This window comes from Streptomyces sp. NPDC086147 (genome assembly GCF_040702165.1).
GTDB lineage: Bacteria > Actinomycetota > Actinomycetes > Streptomycetales > Streptomycetaceae > Streptomyces.
In genome coordinates this window covers 298,086-314,426 of record NZ_JBFBJO010000001.1, presented here as the reverse complement: position 1 = coordinate 314,426, position 16,341 = coordinate 298,086, and the positions used below count along the sequence as shown (strand labels likewise).

At 75.6% G+C, this 16,341-nt stretch carries 17 protein-coding genes; 11 read left to right on the top strand and 6 right to left on the bottom strand.

The window, feature by feature from the left end; translation table 11 throughout:
- Window position 1: 1 nt before the first annotated feature.
- Entirely contained in the window at window positions 2-649 is a 648-nt protein-coding gene (locus AB0398_RS01580; RefSeq protein WP_366371425.1) for a vitamin K epoxide reductase family protein, read from the bottom strand.
- A 47-nt stretch (window positions 650-696) separates the two neighbouring features.
- The gene (locus AB0398_RS01575; RefSeq protein WP_366371423.1) at window positions 697-1,200 is read right to left on the bottom strand and encodes a DUF5949 family protein; all 504 of its coding nucleotides are present in this window, start codon (window positions 1,198-1,200) and stop codon (window positions 697-699) included.
- Between the two features lie 173 nt (window positions 1,201-1,373).
- On the opposite strand from AB0398_RS01575, the gene AB0398_RS01570 reads away from it, so the two are divergent.
- Together AB0398_RS01570 and AB0398_RS01565 are read left to right on the top strand one after the other, a co-directional pair.
- Window positions 1,374-1,790 carry a tyrosinase family oxidase copper chaperone gene (locus AB0398_RS01570; protein WP_366371421.1) on the top strand — a complete coding sequence of 139 codons (417 nt, stop codon included), beginning with the start codon at window positions 1,374-1,376 and terminating at the stop codon, window positions 1,788-1,790.
- A complete protein-coding gene (locus AB0398_RS01565; protein ID WP_366371419.1) occupies window positions 1,774-2,640 on the top strand; it encodes a tyrosinase family protein in 867 nt (288 codons plus the stop codon). The genes AB0398_RS01570 and AB0398_RS01565 overlap by 17 nt, the downstream gene beginning before the upstream one ends.
- A gap of 78 nt (window positions 2,641-2,718) precedes the next feature.
- Here AB0398_RS01565 and AB0398_RS01560 read toward each other — a convergent pair whose 3' ends face one another.
- Together AB0398_RS01560 and AB0398_RS01555 are read right to left on the bottom strand one after the other, a co-directional pair.
- Complete coding sequence (locus AB0398_RS01560) at window positions 2,719-3,000, bottom strand: chaplin (protein ID WP_366371417.1); 282 nt, start codon at window positions 2,998-3,000, stop codon at window positions 2,719-2,721.
- Between the two features lie 335 nt (window positions 3,001-3,335).
- Entirely contained in the window at window positions 3,336-3,812 is a 477-nt protein-coding gene (locus AB0398_RS01555) for a hypothetical protein (RefSeq protein WP_366371415.1), read from the bottom strand.
- Window positions 3,813-4,019: 207 nt separating this feature from the next.
- Between AB0398_RS01555 and AB0398_RS01550 the strand changes: the two genes are divergently transcribed.
- Entirely contained in the window at window positions 4,020-4,538 is a 519-nt protein-coding gene (locus AB0398_RS01550) for a hypothetical protein (RefSeq protein WP_366371414.1), read from the top strand.
- Between the two features lie 527 nt (window positions 4,539-5,065).
- Here AB0398_RS01550 and AB0398_RS01545 read toward each other — a convergent pair.
- Together AB0398_RS01545 and AB0398_RS01540 are read right to left on the bottom strand one after the other, a co-directional pair.
- Window positions 5,066-5,347 (bottom strand): hypothetical protein, encoded by a 282-nt coding sequence (locus AB0398_RS01545; protein ID WP_062752491.1) that lies wholly within the window; start codon window positions 5,345-5,347, stop codon window positions 5,066-5,068.
- Between the two features lie 449 nt (window positions 5,348-5,796).
- The gene (locus AB0398_RS01540) at window positions 5,797-6,036 is read right to left on the bottom strand and encodes a chaplin (protein ID WP_366371412.1); all 240 of its coding nucleotides are present in this window, start codon (window positions 6,034-6,036) and stop codon (window positions 5,797-5,799) included.
- A gap of 452 nt (window positions 6,037-6,488) precedes the next feature.
- On the opposite strand from AB0398_RS01540, the gene AB0398_RS01535 reads away from it, so the two are divergent.
- The 8 genes from AB0398_RS01535 to AB0398_RS01500 all read left to right on the top strand — a co-directional run bounded on the left by AB0398_RS01535 (window position 6,489) and on the right by AB0398_RS01500 (window position 16,330).
- Window positions 6,489-7,625, top strand: coding sequence for a glycosyltransferase (locus AB0398_RS01535; protein ID WP_366371410.1), 1,137 nt, complete (start codon window positions 6,489-6,491; stop codon window positions 7,623-7,625).
- Entirely contained in the window at window positions 7,622-9,085 is a 1,464-nt protein-coding gene (locus AB0398_RS01530) for a sugar transferase (RefSeq protein ID WP_366371408.1), read from the top strand. The genes AB0398_RS01535 and AB0398_RS01530 overlap by 4 nt, the downstream gene beginning before the upstream one ends.
- A gap of 2 nt (window positions 9,086-9,087) precedes the next feature.
- Window positions 9,088-10,413, top strand: coding sequence for an O-antigen ligase family protein (locus AB0398_RS01525; protein ID WP_366371406.1), 1,326 nt, complete (start codon window positions 9,088-9,090; stop codon window positions 10,411-10,413).
- A gap of 436 nt (window positions 10,414-10,849) precedes the next feature.
- Window positions 10,850-12,664, top strand: coding sequence for a lipid II flippase MurJ (locus AB0398_RS01520; RefSeq protein WP_366372327.1), 1,815 nt, complete (start codon window positions 10,850-10,852; stop codon window positions 12,662-12,664).
- Entirely contained in the window at window positions 12,633-13,364 is a 732-nt protein-coding gene (locus AB0398_RS01515; protein ID WP_366372326.1) for a polysaccharide deacetylase family protein, read from the top strand. Before AB0398_RS01520 ends, AB0398_RS01515 begins: the two co-directional genes overlap by 32 nt.
- Window positions 13,361-14,488: a glycosyltransferase gene (locus tag AB0398_RS01510; RefSeq protein WP_366371404.1), complete on the top strand. Its 1,128-nt coding sequence runs from the start codon at window positions 13,361-13,363 to the stop codon at window positions 14,486-14,488. The genes AB0398_RS01515 and AB0398_RS01510 overlap by 4 nt, the downstream gene beginning before the upstream one ends.
- 40 nt (window positions 14,489-14,528) lie before the next feature.
- The gene (locus tag AB0398_RS01505; RefSeq protein WP_366371402.1) at window positions 14,529-15,194 is read left to right on the top strand and encodes a lipopolysaccharide biosynthesis protein; all 666 of its coding nucleotides are present in this window, start codon (window positions 14,529-14,531) and stop codon (window positions 15,192-15,194) included.
- Complete coding sequence (locus AB0398_RS01500) at window positions 15,191-16,330, top strand: GNAT family N-acetyltransferase (protein ID WP_366371400.1); 1,140 nt, start codon at window positions 15,191-15,193, stop codon at window positions 16,328-16,330. The genes AB0398_RS01505 and AB0398_RS01500 overlap by 4 nt, the downstream gene beginning before the upstream one ends.
- The last annotated feature ends 11 nt before the right edge of the window (window positions 16,331-16,341 follow it).

Here is a 16,341-nt window from a genome sequence, read left to right as displayed (position 1 = left end):
GTCAGCTCGTCCAGAAGTCCCACCACCGGGTCAGGATCAGCATCCCGACGATCCCGATGTGCAGGAGGGGCGGCGCGAGGGCGAACTCGCCGAAGAAGGTCCGCGCCCCCGCCGGCGCGGGCAGCACCCCGGTCCGGACGTTGTGCGCGGTGACGGACCAGAACATCAGGATCGTCGCGGTCCAGGCCAGGCAGCACCACAGGCAGAGCGCGTTGATCTCGTACAGCGACTGGTGCATCAGCCAGGTGCAGAAGCCGACCCCGAACAGCGTCCCGGCGTTGAGGCCGAGCCAGAACCAGCCCCGGTAGCGGGCCCCGGCGAGCAGCCCGGCGCCGATCGCGACGACGACGGCGTACGTGACGAGCCCGAGCATCGGGTTGGGGAACCCGAACACCGCCGCCTGCTCGCTCTTCATGACGCTGCCGCAGGAGACCACCGGGTTGAGGCTGCACCCCGGGGTGAAGCCGGGGTCCTCCAGGAGCCTGAACTTGTCGAGCGTGATCACCCAGCCGGCCAGGGCGCCCGCCGCGCCGGTGACCACCAGGAGCCAGGCGAGGCCCCGGCCCGCCCCGACCGGACCGCCGTCCTCCCGGACGTCCTCCCGCCGCCGCTGGCCCGGCATTCCGCCCCGTACGTCCACCGTCGCCATGGCGCGACCCCTCTTCCCGGTTCTTCCCGCTCTTCCGTCCGGCCCGTTCAGCCCTGGAGGCGGCGGGCCGGCAGCAGGACGTGGGCGCTCTCCGCGAGCATCTCCTCGTCCGACACGAAGGCCCGCAGCCGCGCCTCGTCGACGGGCCGGCCGGGGACCGCCTCGGGCCAGGGCCGCACCGAGCAGATCAGATAGGCCTTGCCGCTCTCCCGGGCGGCCGTCTGCCACTCGTCGGGCACCGGGCACTGCACCTTCAGGAAGGGCAGGCTGAGCACGGCCGAGCCGCCCTCGACGAGCAGCGAGGCGTTGATCCCGGTGTCCTTCTCCAGGTCGAAGAGGCGGTCGCCGACCGAGAGGCCCATGGCCTCCAGGGCCGCCCGCATCGCCTGCTGACCGGCCTCCGGGCCGTCCCGGCCGTCGCCGAGCGAGTACGCCATGAGGAACGGCGTGCCCGCCGACTCGGCGGAGGGCTCGCTGGACCACGGGATCACCGTGAGGGTTCCCAGCGGGGAGGCGCTGCGCGCCGAGGACACGACGTTGGAAGTGGTCATGAATCGGATGCTAGTGCTCCAACCGCCCTTTCCCCGCGCCCCTTTCACCCGAACGGCCGACATTCACGCCGCTGGCATTTCCGCCGCAACGAACCCGGGGTTTCATCGTTGTGCCCTGAAGGCTCCCCCTCGCCGCGGCGGGGGGCCTCCGGCCGACCGACTGGAGACCACCGATGACCGTCCCGCGCCGCGTCGCACTGCGGTCCCTCTTCGCCCTGGCCGTCACCGCCTTCACCGGCGGCGCCCTCGGCCGCGTCGCGCTCCGCGCCCCGGACGGAGGGCCGGGCGCCCCGCGCGCCGACGATCCGCACGCCTTCGACGAGATGTACGGGGGCCGCCGCATCCTGGGCCTCTCCGGCCCCGGCGGCGAGCCGACGGCCTTCGTCGACGGCCGGCCGCTGCACCTGATGCGCTGTGCCGACGGCGGCTACGTCACTCCGATCGACCACTACGAGTCATGCCCGACGCCGCTGGCGGCGGTCCGCGCGGCCGTGGACGAGCTGGGCACCGCCCCGCTCTCCCCTCTCGCGGGCGCCCACGGCGTCCCCACGGGCCCTACGGGAGGGAGCCCGCGTGGTGTACACGCGTAAGAACCAGCGCGACCTGACCGGCGCCGAGCGCCGCAGGTTCGTCGCCGCCGTCCTGGAGCTCAAGCGCGCCGGGACGTACGACCGCTTCGTCCGCACCCACATCGACCACTACGTGGCCGACGGGGAGGGCAGGCTGCGGGTCGCGCACATGACGCCGAGCTTCCTGCCGTGGCACCGGAAGTACCTCCTCGAATTCGAGACGGCGCTGCGCCGGATCGACCCCGCGGTGAGCGTCCCGTACTGGGACTGGACCCGGGACAACAGCCCGGCCTCGTCGATCTGGGGCGAGGACTTCATGGGCGGCAACGGGCGCCGGTCCGATCTCCAGGTGATGACCGGCCCGTTCGCGCACTCCTCCGGCCGCTGGAACATCACCCAGTCGATGACCGAGGGCCGCTTCCTGACCAGGGACTTCGGACGTCCCCGCGACCCGATCGCGCTCCCCACCCAGGCCCAGCTGGAGGAGGTGATGCGGGAACGGGTGTACGACGCGACGCCCTGGAACTCGACGAGCCCCTCCGGCTTCCGCAACCGCCTGGAGGGCTGGGCGCCGGGGCAGGGCAACGACCGGTTCCGGATCCACAACCGGGTGCACCGCTGGGTCGGCGGGCTGATGCTCGGCGGCGGCTCCGTGAACGACCCGGTCTTCTGGCTGCACCACGCCTTCGTGGACCTGGTCTGGTCGCGCTGGCAGCAGCGGAACCCCGGGGCCGCCTACCTCCCGGCGGAGCCGCCGCCGCTGGGCGACGGGCAGTACCGCAAGGTGGTCGCCCGGCACCAGCCGATGGCGCCGTGGGGGGTGACCCCGGCCTCGATGTTCGACCACAGCCGGATCTACCGGTACGCCTGAGCCGCCGCGCACGGGCCCGTACGCGCGTGTCCCCCCGGCCTCGTCGGGCCGGGGGGACACGGGTGGGGAGCGGGGGGATCAGCCGCCGTAGCCGCCGTCGTCCTCGCGGTCCTCGTCGGCGTCGGCGTTGATGCAGGTGTTGCCGAAGGCCGGGTTCAGCAGGCCGATGACGTTGACGGTGTTGCCGCAGAGGTTGACCGGGACGTGGACCGGGACCTGCAGGACGTTGCCGGAGGCGACACCGGGCGAGTGGGCGGCGACGGCCTCGGCGCCCGAGTCGGCGACGGCCAGGCCGGCTCCGCTGAGGGCAACGGCACCCGTGCCGGCGATGACAGCGGCAGCCTTCGCGATGCGAGACATCAAGAACTCCTTGGACGGGGAAAGCGACCGCAGGAATCACGGTCGTCATACCGGTTCAACGCCGGCTGGAGGTGCGGGTCACGGCCATTGGGCCGAACGAGAAGAAGGAAAAAGGAAAAAATGGCCCGCGGACCGGAATTCCGTCCGCCGTCGGATACGACGGGACGGGCCCGGTCCGCGGGCCTCGGCCATGCGACAAGCCTTCTCCTGCAACGACCGACGGCCCGCCGGGGTGACGGGTGGCGGACGACGGGATGACGGGCGGCGGGCGAAGGGCGGGGGTGAGGAGAAGAATCGTCCCTTCACCCGCTCCGGCGGCCGGTCGCGCGCTCCGGTCAGTGCCCTTCGGGCGCCAGGCCGAGCCGGGAGTCCAGGGCGCCGCTCAGCGTCGGGGCGAGCAGGCCGACGCGCGGCAGGACGAGGTCCGGCAGTCCGTCGAGGCCGTTGCCGCGGGGCGCCTCCACCGGGTTGCCGACGGTGGCGCCCGGCGTGGCCGCCGCCATCTCCGAGTGCGGGGTGGTGAGGAGGGCGTGGCCGGGCTCGCTGCCGCGCAGGAGCTCGGGCAGCGGGGCGTCCACCACGGTCTTCGGCAGGGTGCCGGCCAGCGGCACGGCGGGCAGGGTGACGCCGGGCAGCGTGCCGGTGCCCTCCTGGAAGCCGGTGGGGGCGCCGGGCACCGGGACGGGGACGCCGGTGGCCACCGTGGGAGCGTCCATGGGGAGGACGGGCTCAAGGCCTTCGAGCGGGACGATCACCGGCGCCTCGACGGCGGAGGCCGGTGCGGCCAGGGCGGCGGAGGCGAGTGCGGTCATGAGGAGACCCATGCCGGCGTGGGAGCGCGGATTCATGCTCTGCCAACGAGGCCCGCGGGAGAACGTGGCGGGTTTCCCCCGGGTGCGGCAACGCGCGGGGCCCTCACCGGTGAAGGTGAGGGCCCCGGTTGACGCGGTGTCCGTACGGAGGGTCAGTGACGGCGCGCGAACCGTCGTCCGGCACGGGCGTAGACCACGGCACCGCCGATGACGAGCGCGGCGCTGACCGCGGCCGCCCCCATGAGCGCGGGCTCGCTACCGGTCTCGGGGAGCTGCGGTGGAGTGGTGGGGGGCTTCGTCGGCGGCGTCGTGGGAGGCGTCGCCGGCGGGGTGGTCGTCGGCGGAGTCGTCGGCGGGGTGGTGGGAGGCGTCGTCGGAGGCTTCGTCGGCGGAGTGGTCGGAGGCTTCGTCGGCGGAGTGGTCGGAGGCTTGGTCGGCGGGGTCGTCGGCGGCGTGGTGGGAGGCGTCGTCGGCGGCTTCGTCGGAGGGGTGGTGGGCGGAGTGGTCGGCGGCGTCGTGGGAGGCGTCGTCGGCGGAGTGGTGGGGGGTGTGGTGGGCGGCGTCGTGGGAGGCGTCGTCGGCGGAGTGGTGGGGGGTGTGGTGGGCGGCGTCGTGGGGGGTGTCGTCGGCGGCGTGGTCGGCGGGGTGGTGGGAGGCGTCGTCGGCGGGGTCGTGGGAGGTGTCGTCGGCGGGGTGGTCGGCGGGTGCGAGGGCTCCTCGCCGTAACCGCCCTCGTCCTCGCCGTAACCGCCGTCGTCGTCCCCGCCGTAACCGCCGTCGTCCTGGCCTCCCGCGTGACCGCAGAGGTGCCCGACGGCCGCCGCCGCGGCGGCCCCCTTCTCCGCGATCCGGCCGCAGACGTCCGCCGTCAGGGGAGCCTGGACGTGGCCGGCCGCACCCGGGCCCGGTCCTTCGCCCGCGCCCGGGTGGGAGCTCGCGGCAAGGGCGAATCCGCCGCTCAGCGACAGGATTCCGGTCGCTGCCGCCGCGGTGAGTACTTTCCTGCTGATGATGGACCGCATACCGCTCTTCCTCTGAGAAAAGGAGAGGCCGACGAAACTCCCCCTCGCTCCGACCGGCCTGGTACCCACCGACGTGCGCGTGGGACTGGCGAGAGAGTAGGAGCCGGAGCGGGGCATGGAGCGTGGACCACACGGCAGATCATCTGAAAATCATTCGATCAGCCGACCGTGGGGAACGGGGCGCGAAGGCCTCGGGGAATGCCCCTGGGGGACACCCGTACCGACGGGGTATCAGCCGCCCAGCGGAAGGCCGCCGGCGAGCGGGAGGCCGCCGAGCAGCGAGCCGCCCTTGGTGGCCTCGTTGAGCTGGGACGCCGTGTCCGTGACGGTCTTCACCGGGGAGCCCTCCGTGGTGCTGCTCAGCACGTCGGTCTTCAGGCCGTTGGCGGCGATCGCCTCCAGGCCGCCGTTCAGGCTGGTGGGGGTGAGCGCCTCCGTGGCCATGGCGGGCGCGGCGGCACCCAGCGCCATCAGCGAACCGGCGACGACCGCGGCGACCTTGGTGGGCTTCATGGGGTGAATCCTTCCTCTGACTTTCACGTCACTTCTCGTACGGACTTCTCGGGCGAATCCCGTACGTCGTTCTGCTTCTGTAACGAGAAGTGCGCTTCCCGGAAACTCCGGCGGGAGGGATTTCTCGACACTGCACCCGATCGATGAGACCGGTGCTATTTGCCGACCGCACACGCGTTCCCCCGCTCCGCGGGTCGGCCGACCATCACCCGGAGGGGCCTGCGGCCATAGCCCTCCGCAGTCGGAGAACTACTGAGCGCCACGCATCCGTTCGGGTGAATCCGCCCTCCCGCCCTGTCCCGCAGAGGGGCGTGCGCCGTTGCACCGGGCGGCGCGCACCCGTGCGCCGGAGCGGGTTCAGACCCCGCGACGACATGGAAAAGCCGGTGCGCCCGTCCCTGGCGGGAGCGGGCGCACCGACCTCGAAAGGACCGATCGGGCGTGCCGGATCAGACGTTGGCGCAGGTGTTGCCGAAGGCGGGGTTCAGCAGACCGATGACGTTCACGGTGTTGCCGCAGACGTTGACCGGGATGTGGACCGGGATCTGCGCGATGTTGCCGGAGAGGACGCCGGGGGAGTGCACGGCCGCGGCCTCGGCTCCGGCGTCGGCGACGGCGGCACCCGCGGTACCGGCGACGGCGGCGGCGGCACCCATGGTCAGGACAACGGCCTTGGCGATACGGGACATGGAGAGGTACTCCTCGATCGAATTCATACGGCTCGGACTGCGCGGACCGGCGGGCCCGACTCCTTCAACAACGCCTCCGATTTCCATCGGTTGCGCTCCCGAACGGGTGACTCGCGACCGGCCTTTGGGCCGAAAGGGGGGCACGGGAGCGTCCGGGCGCGAAAAGGCGCAACACGCACAACGACGAACGGGCCACATGGATACGGGAGTTAGGGTTGCCGTGCATCTAATGCCCGATATCGCCCCGCTTCGGGGTTATAACTTTCCCGAACGTTGCTTCCGGGCCTGCCGCGCGTTCATTCATTTCGTGCGGACCACACCTTCCCCCCTCCCGGCCTTCGCGGGTCTTCCCTTCCTCCTCTCGTCAAAGCGGAGAACCTGTATGCGGAATTCAGCGGTTCCCGCCGTGCCCCGCGGCACGGCGGCCGCCCGGGCGGACGTGCGGCGCTGACGTGCTGTCACCACACGACACGGACCCGGAGTCCGTCACCGTCCTGCACGCGGTCCAGCCCGGCGACGGCGGGGTCGCCCGCGTCGTCGTCGACCTCGTCCGCGCCCAGCGCGCCGCCGGCCTGCGGGTCGCGGTCGCCTGCCCGCCCGGCACCGTCCTCTCCGCCGCCGTCCGCGCCGAGGGCGCGGAGGTCCACGACTGGCGGGCCGGCCGCGACCCGGGGCCCGCGCTCGTCCGCGAGACCGCGTCCCTGGCCCGCCTCGTCCGGGCGGTCGGGCCCGACCTCGTCCACGCGCACAGCGCCAAGGCCGGGCTGTGCGCCCGGCTCGTCCTGCGGGGCCGGATCCCGACCGTGTACCAGCCGCACGCCTGGTCGTTCGAGGCGGTCCGGGGGACGACCGCCGCGCTGGCCCGGCGCTGGGAGCGGTTCGGCACCCGCTGGACGGACCGGATCCTCTGCGTGAGCGAGGCCGAGCGCCGCACCGGCGAGGCGGCCGGGATCGAGGCGGACTGGTCGGTCGTCCACAACGGCGTGGACACGGCCCGGTTCGCGAACGACGGCCCGCCCCGCAACCCGGCCCCCACGGTCGTCTGCGTGGGCCGGCTCTGCCGCCAGAAGGGACAGGACGTGCTGCTCGCCGCCTGGCCCGCCGTCCTCGCGGAGGTGCCCGCGGCCCGGCTCGTCCTGGTCGGCGACGGCCCGGACGCGGAGGGGCTGCGGGCCGCCGCCGGCCCCTCGGTGCGGTTCGCCGGGGCCGTCGGGGACACCGCCCCCTGGTACCGGGCCGCCGACGTGGTCGTCCTGCCGTCCCGCTGGGAGGGCATGGCGCTCGCGCCCCTGGAGGCCATGGCGAGCGGCCGGCCCGTCGTCGTCAGCGACGTGGACGGGGCCCGGGAGAGCCTGCCGCCCGCCCACGAACCCCTGTGCCTGGTCCCGCCCGAGGACCCGGCCGCACTCGCCGCCGCTCTCGGCCGCCTCCTCGGCAGGCCGGAGCTGCGGCACCGCCTGGGCCGGGAGGCCCACGAGCACGTACGCAGCAGTTTCGATGTCCGGCGCACCGGCGCGGCCGTCGCGGACGTCTACCGCGAACTGGCCGGAGTGCGGGGGGCCGAGCACAGAGAGCCGATCGCACAGTGACCACGGAAAGCACCAGCGTCCCCTCCTCGCCGGGCCCCTGGCCCGCGGCGGGCCAGGCCTTCGGCCTCACCTCCCTCGCGCCGCCCCGCGGCGCCCCCGGCCGCCTCCCGGTGCCGCGCCACCGCCGCCCCGGCGCCCGGACCCGCCGGCGGGCCGGCGCGGCGCCGCTCGTGGCGGTCGACGGCCTGGCCGTCGTCGCGGCCGCCTCGGTCCTGAGCGCGGCGCACCACGACGTCCGGCTCGTCCTGCCGGTCCTGGCGCTCGTCCTGCTCCTCGACGGGCACGCCGGGCTCCACCGGCCCGCCGCGCACGTCCGGGCCCTGGACGAGCTGCCCGCGCTCGCCTCCCGCGCCGGGGTCGCCTGGTGCCTGGCGGCGGCGGGCGTCGCCGCGTACTCCCCGCACCTGGCGATCGGACCGCTGCGGCTCTGCGCCGCGTACGCCGTCCACGTCCTCCTCGTCTGCGCGCTCCGCGCCCTCGTCATCGGCCGGCGGCGCCGGGCCGCGAAGGCGCACCCCCGGTCGGCGCTGGTCGTCGGCGGGACGGGGGACGCGCGCCGGTTCGCGGCGGCGGCCGTCCAGCATCCCGAGTACGGGGTGCTGCCGGTCGGGATCGTCGGCGTGCCCGAGCAGGGCGGTGCCCCCCGGGCGGCCGGCGAGGCCGGGCTCCCGGTGCTCACCACGACCGAGGAGATCCACCGGGCCGTCATCCAGAACACCGTGCGCGACGCGGTGTTCCTCGACGACGACCCGGGCCTGATGACGCTCTTCCAGCAGTACGGCTGCACCACCTGGCGGGTCGGCGGCCGGCACCAGGACGGGCCGATGGGCGAGCACATGTGGGGGCACGCCTGGCACCGGATCGTCCCGCTGGACGAGCGGCGCGGCCTGACCGCCAAGCGCGCCCTGGACATCGCCCTCGCCGCCCCCGCGCTGGTGCTCGCGCTGCCCGTGCTGCTGCTCTGCGCGCTCGCCGTGCGCCTCTCGGACGGGCCCGGGATCCTGTTCCGGCAGGAGCGGGTGGGCCAGTACGGGCGCCACTTCACGCTGCTCAAGTTCCGTACGCTCCGGCCCTCGGACGACACCGAGTCGGCGACCCGCTGGAACGTGGCGGGCGACCGGCGGATGAGCGCGGCCGGGAGCCTCCTGCGGAAGACCTCGCTGGACGAGCTGCCGCAGCTCTGGAACGTGCTGCGCGGGGACATGAGCCTGGTCGGGCCCCGGCCGGAACGCCCGTACTTCGTCGCCCAGTTCAGCAAGATCCACGCCGGTTACGCGGCCCGTCACCGGATGCCGGTGGGGCTCACCGGGCTCGCGCAGGTGCACGGGCTGCGCGGCGACACCTCGATCGAGGACCGCTGCCGCTTCGACAACCACTACATCGACCACTGGTCGCTGTGGCAGGACGTCTGCATCCTGCTGCGCACGGCCACCGAGCTCGTCCGACCCACGGGGAGCTGAGGATGGCCACGGCCGCGACACTGCCCGTGGTCGGCCCGGCGGCGCGGGACCGGCTCCGCAGGGCCGGGACGCTCTCCCCGGTCCTCGCCGTGATCGCGCTGCTGCTCGTCCCGGGCGGCGGCGGCGCGCAGGGCGGCACCGGCGGGACGGGCACGGTCGCGGACGCGGCCTCCGGGCTCCTCGTGCTGGTCTGCCTGGTGCGGGTGGCGCGCGGCGGGGCCCGGCCGCTGACCCGTACGGCGGCCGTCGTCCTCGGTCTGCCGGTCCTCGGGATCTGTCTGGCCGCGATCACCTCGAACGACCCGGCGTCGAGCCTGCCGGGCGTCGCCCGCTACGTGCAGGTCTTCGTCCTGGTCCCGGCGGCCGTGCTCCTGACGGTCCGCGACCGGCGGGACTTCGCCGTGGTCGCCTGGGCGCTCGTCGGGCTCGCGCTGCTCCAGGGCGCGGTGGGCGTCGGCCAGTACCTGACCGGTACGGGCGCCTCGTACCAGGGCGAGGACGTCCGGGCCGTCGGGACGTTCGGCGCCACCGACGTGATGGGCATGGCGACCGTCGTCTCGTACGGGCTCGTCGTCGTCACCGGGATCGCGCTCGGCAGCGGTCCGGGACGGGCCCGGACGGCGGCCCTGGTCTGCGCGGGGCTGCTGTTCCTCCCGCTGGTCCTCTCCTTCAGCCGGGGCGCGTGGATCGCGACCGTGGTCGCCTGCGCGCTCCAGCTGCTCCTGGCGGGGCCGCGCCGGGCGGTGCGGGTCGGGCTCGCGGCGGGGGCGCTCGGCGTGGTCCTCGTCGGCGGCCTCGGGATCGGCTCCGACCTGGTGGAGGAACGGGTCGCCAGCATCACGCGGGTGACGGCGGCGCCGGACCAGTCGGTGACGGACCGGTACACGATGTGGGCGGCGGCCGGGGAGATGTGGCGCGCGGAGCCGCTCACCGGCGTCGGTCTGAAGGGCTTCCCGCAGTACCGCGACGCGCACGCCTCGGTCGCGCTGTCCTCGGGCAGCGACACGGCGGGCGCGGGCGCGGCCTTCCGGCGGCAGCCGCTGCTCTCCCCGCACAACATGTACCTGCTCGTCCTGAGCGAGCAGGGGCTCGTGGGGCTGCTCGCCCTGGCCGGGAGCTGGACGGCGCTCCTCGTCGCAGCGCTGCGGCGGCGCGGCGGCCCCGGGTCCGGCGCCGGCGCGGACTGCGCGCTCGTCGCCACGGGCCTGCTCGTCTGGCAGCTCACCGACTTCTTCTACGCGGACATCGGCGGCCCCTCGACGGTCCTGATGTCGGTCGTGCTCGGCCTGGCGGCCTGGTGGTCGCTGGTGGGGGCGAGACGTGCGTGACCCGTGGGCCGGGGAACCGGAACCCACGGACGCGGGATGGCCGGGGCCTGCGGGGCACGGGGGTGCCGGGCCCGTGGACCCGCCGCGGCCCGACGGCCGCCTCACGGCGCCCCGGCAGCCCCACGGCGCCCCGCCGGCCGACCCCTGGTCGACCCCGCCCCTGAGCCCCACGGACTCCCCGTGGGCCCCGGGGGCCGTCGTGCTGCCGGGGGCGGGCGGGCGTCCCCATGGCACCCCGCCGGGGGGCGGTCTCGCCGGGGCCCGCCGCGTCGCCGTACGCGGACGGCCCGTGGGCACGCAGGGGCCCGGAGCCGGGAACGGAAGCGGTACGGCGGCCGGGCCCCGAATCGACACCGCCACCGACGCCGGGGCCGGGGCGGGCACCGCGACCGGAGCCGAACCGGCCGCCGGAGCCGCGACCACGACCACGCCGCCGATGTCGCCAACGGCGACGACGCCGACAACCCCCCGCACCGGCCGACGCGCCCACGCACGCACGCGCGTGAGGAGGCGCGCGCGGGCGAAGGGAGGCGGCGGCAGACCCCAGGGCCGCGGGTTCCTGGCGAAGGCGGCGGCCGTGACCGCCGGGCTCACCGCCGTCGGGGCGGTGCTCGGGCTCGTACGGGACCAGATCCTGGCCGGGTACTTCGGGGCCGGGGCCGCGACCGACGCGTTCCTGGTGGCGTGGACCGTGCCCGAGTTCGCCTCGACGCTGCTCATCGAGGACGCGATGGCCCTGATCCTGGTGCCCGCGTTCTCCCGCGCCCTGGCCCGGCGCGGCGACGGGGCGTTCGAAGGCGCGCTCGACGACCCGGTGCGCGCGCTCGTGCGCGGGACGCTCCCCCGGCTCACCCTCACCGCCGTCCTCGCCGCCGCCGTCCTCGTCGTCGCCGCCCCGCTGCTCGTCAAGGCCCTCGCCCCCGGCCTGCCCGATCCGGCGCTCGCGGTCGACTGCACGCGCCTCACCGCGACCTGCGTGCTCTCCTTCGCCCTGGTCGGCTACTGCTCGGCCGCGCTGCGCGCGCACGGCCGCTTCCTGCCGCCGGCCATGATCTACGCGGCGTACAACGTGGGGATCATCGGCACGATCCTGGTCCTGCGCGATCCCTGGGGGGTGCGGTCGGCCGCCGCCGGGGTCGCGGTCGGCGGGGTCCTGATGGTCCTGGTCCAGGCGCCCTCCCTCGTACGGGAGCTGCGCTCCGGACCCGTACCCCCGCCGGCGCGGGCGTCCGCGCCCCGGGGCGGGCAGGACGGGCGGATCCTGGTGCTCGGCCTGATCGCCCCGGTCGTCGCGTTCTCGCTGTGCCGCCAGTCCCAGACGCTGATCGAGCGGTTCCTCGCCTCGCCGCTGCCCGCCGGGGCCATCTCGCACCTGAACTACGCGCAGAAGGTCGCGCAGTTGCCGATGATCCTCTCCCTGATGCTGTGCACGGTCAGCTTCCCGGTGGTCGCCCGCGCCCTCGCGGCGGGCGACGAGGAGACCGCCCGCCACCGGGTCGAGCGGGACCTGCTGCTCGCCGCCGTCGTGGTGCTCGTCGGCGCCGCGACGGTGATCGCCGCCGCCCCCAGGATCGTGGAACTCCTCTTCGAAAGGGGCGAGTTCGGCGGCTCCGACACCACCGCGACCGCCGCCGTCATGCGGGTGTACGCCCTCGGCCTGCTGGGCCAGACGATGGTCGGCGCCCTGGTCCGCTGCTACTTCTCCGCCGCCCGCCCGCTCTGGTACCCGGCCGCCGCCATGGGCGCGGGGCTCGTCACGACCGGCGTCGCGGGCGTGCCCGGCGCCCAGCACTGGGGCGCGGTCGGCATCGCCGCCGCCAACGCCCTCGGGATCACCCTGACCGCCGTCCTGCTCCTGCGGGGCGCGCACCGCCAGTCCGTCCCGGTCCGGGCCGGCCGGCTCGGCGCGGGCCTGCTCCGGCTCGCCGCCGCCGGCGCGGGCGCCACCGGGGCCGGCTGGGCCTGCTCGGTCGCGATCGGCCCCGCCGTCCCCGCCGTCGCCGTCGCCGCCCTCGTCGCCGCCGGCGTCTTCCTGCTCTTCCTCGCCTGCGCCCCCGAGGCGTCCGGCCTTCCGTCCCTGCCCCGCTCCGCCTACCGGAGGACCCCCCATGCCCGCCGTCACCGCGCTGAGCCGTCTGCTGCCGAAGCCGCCCCTGGGAAGGAGCCTCCCCCCGCGGGGCGGGTCGCCCCTGTGGGGAAGGCCTCCCCTGTGGGTGGCGATGTACCACTCGATCACGGACACCGCCGATGATCCGTACCGGGTGACCGTCTCCCCGGCGCGCTTCGCCCGGCAGCTGCGCTGGCTCGGCGACCGGGGGCTGCGCGGGGTGTCGGTGCGGGAGCTGCTGGCCGCCACCGCCCAGGGGCGCGCCAAGGGCCTGGTGGGCCTGACCTTCGACGACGGCTACGCGGACTTCGTCGACGCGGCGCTGCCGCTGCTCCGCCGGCACGGCTTCACCGCCACGGTGTACGTCCTGCCGGGCCGGCTCGGCGGCGAGAACGGCTGGGACGCGGCCGGTCCGCGCAAGCGGCTGCTCTCCGGGGAGGAGATCCGGCGTATCTCCGGCGCCGGGATGGAGATCGGCTCGCACGGGCTGACGCACGTGGCGCTGCCCGAGGCCGACGAGCGGACGCTCACCGCCGAGACCCGGCGCAGCCGCGAGCTCCTGGAGGAGATGACGGGCCGCCCGGTGGAGGGCTTCTGCTACCCGTACGGGCGGGTCGACCCGCGCGCGATCCGCGCCGTGCGCCGGGCCGGCTACCGCTACGCCTGCGCGATCGACCCGGGGCCGTACACCGGCGCGTACGCCCTGCCCCGCGTCCACATCGGCGAGAACGACACCGCCTGGCGGCTCACCGCCAAGCGCGTGCTGCACCCGCTGCGCCGCCGCCACCCGGCCGACCTGGCGGTCCCCGCCGCGCACGCCCCGGCCGTGGTCGGTGCGCGATGAGGGTCCTGCACGTCATCACCGGCCTCGGCATCGGCGGCGCCGAGCAGCAGCTGCGGCTGCTGCTGCGCCACCTCCCCGTCCAGAGCCGGGTGGTGACGCTCACCAACCCGGGCGCGGTCGCCGCCGGCATCGAGGCGGACGGCACCCCCGTCACCCACCTCGGCATGACCGGCAACCGCGACCTCGGGGCGCTCCCCCGGCTCGCCCGGATCGTCCGGCAGGGCCGCTACGACCTCGTGCACACGCACCTGTACCGGGCGTGCGTGTACGGCAGGACGGCGGCCCGGATCGCCGGGGTGCGCCGGATCGTGGCCACCGAGCACTCCCTCGGCGAGCACCAGATCGAGGGCCGGCCGCTGTCGGCGGGCACCCGCGCCCTCTACCTGGCGTCCGAGCGGCTCGGCACCTCCACGGTCGCCGTCTCGCCCAGCGTGGCCCGCCGGCTCACGGACTGGGGGGTGCCCGAGGAGCGCGTCCGGGTGGTGCCGAACGGCATCGAGACCGGCCGGTTCGCCTTCGACCTGGACGCCCGCCGCCGGACCCGGGCGGCGCTCGGCCTCCCCGAGGACGCGTACGTCGTCGGCGGGGTCGGGCGGCTGGCCCCCGGGAAGCGGTTCGACCTGCTCGTACGGGCGGTGGCGGCGGTCCCGGAGGCCCGGCTGCTGCTCGTCGGGGAGGGCGGCGAGCGGGAGGAGCTGCTGCGGCTCGCCCGCGGGCTCGGGGCGGCCGAACGGGTACTGCTCACCGGGGCCTGCGAGGATCCGCCGCCCGCCGGGTCGACCCGGCCCTCGCTGCCCGGACTCCTCGCCGCGATGGACGCGTTCGTGTCCGCCTCCCCCGACGAGGCCTTCGGGCTCGCGGTCGTCGAGGCGCTCGCGGCGGGCCTGCCCGTCCTGTACGCGGCCTGCCCGGCGGTCGAGGACCTGCCGGCGGACGCGGCCCCGGGCGCGCGCCGGACCGGCTGCTCCGCGGCCGAACTGACCGCCGCCCTCCGCGAGCTCGCGGAGGCCCGGCCCGCCCGGCTCCCGGTGCCGGAGGCCGTCCGCCACTACGACATCGCGCGCAGCGCCCGGCAGCTGATGTCCCTCTACGACCAGGCCGCCGCGGCACACCGTCGCCCGTGAAGCACCAGCAAGCATCCGTGAAGTGAGAGAAGCCCGACCCATGAAGACCACCACAGCCTCCCGCGCCTTCCCGCCCGCCGGGCTCCGCCTCCCCGGCCGCTGGGCGGTGCTGCCCGCCGCCGTCCTCGCCGGGGCCGTGCTCGGCGGCGGCTACGGAGCCCTGAAGACGCCGGAGTACGCGGCGACCAGCTACGTCATCGTCGTACCGGGCGAGAAGTCCGACCCGGCGGGGGCGCTCGGCTTCGCCCAGGCGTACGGGCGGGTCGCCACCGACATCGCGGTGACCGGCGACGCCCAGGTGTGGGCCGGTGTGACGGCCGCGACGCTGCGGAAGCAGGTGACGGCGGAGACCTCCCCGGACGCCCCGATGATCTCGATCACCGCGCGGGCCGCCCAGCCCGCGAAGGCCGTGTCCATGGCCGACGGGGTGGCCCGGGCGCTCATCCTCGACAGCTCGCACGTGGCGTCCAGCACCGGCGTGAAGGTCGTGCAGTTCTCCCGCGCCACGAAGCCCGTCGACCCGGTCTCCCCGTCCGCGTCGCTCTCCGCGCTCGTCGGCGGCTGCGCGGGCGGCCTCCTCGGCGGTCTGGGCCTCCTCGTCCGCCCGAAGCGGGCCGCCGCGCGCGGCGAGTCCCGCCACTCCCGCCGGGCCGGGGCCCCGGTGCCCGCCCCGGCGGCCGGCACGCACCAGCCGGAGACGGTGTGACCACGGGCGCCCCGCGGACGGAGGTCTGCCGTGACGAGGAGGGGTTCGGGCGGCTCGCGGCCGAGTGGACGGCGCTGTACGGCCGCTGCTCCTCCGCCACCCCCTTCCAGTCCCACTCCTGGCTGCACTCCTGGTGGCTCTCGTACGGGCGGCCCGGCGCGCTGCGGGTGGTGCTCGTACGGCGCGGGGACGGCGCACTGGTCGCCGCCGCACCCCTGATGCGGGCCCGGGGCCCGCTGCCCGTCCTCACCCCGCTCGGCGGCTCGATCACCGACTTCACGGACGTGCTCCTCGACGACGACTGCCCGGAGGCGGCGCCCGCCCTGGCCCGGGCCCTCGCGCGGGCGGCCCGGGGCGCGGTGGTCGACCTGCGGGAGGTCCGGCCGGGCGCGGCCGGCGAACGGGTCTTCGCCCACTGGCGGGGGCCGCGCCGGCGGCTGCCCGACTCGCTGTGCCTGGAGCTGCCCGCCGTCCCGATGGAGGGCCTGCTCGAACGGATCCCCTCCGGGAAGGCCCAGCGGGTGCGCGCCAAGCTGCGGAAGCTGGACGCGCTCGGCATCGACGCGCGCGTGGTGACCGGCGAGGAGGTCCCGGCCGCCCTGGACCGGCTCCTGACGCTCCACCGGCTCCAGTGGCAGGGCCGGGGCGTCACCGCCGAGCACACCAGCGAGCGCTTCGCCCAGCACCTGAACCGGGCCGTGCGGCCCATGGTGGAGCGCGGGGACGCGATGGTCACCGAGTTCCGGCTCGCCGGGGACGTGGTCGCCGCCGACCTGACGCTGATGTCGCCGCGGCTGGCCGGCGGCTATCTGTACGGAGCCGATCCGGCGCTGCGGGCCCGCAAGGTCGACGTGGCGACGATGCTGCTGCGGCACGGGGCCCGGGAGACCAGTGCGGGCGGACGGGCCACGCTGAGCATGCTGCGGGGCAGCGAGTCGTACAAGCACCACTGGCGCCCGGAACCCGTCCGCAACCGCCGCCTGCTCCTCGCCGGGCCCGGTACGGCCCCGCTGCTCTGGCTCCGCGCGGGCGCGGCCGACGCGCGGCGCTGGGCGGCCCGCCAGGCACGGGAACGCGCCTGGGCGGGGCGGGCGCTCGACCGGGTCAAGGGTCGCCCGCCCCGCGACGGCGGTTGAGTCCCGCCCCG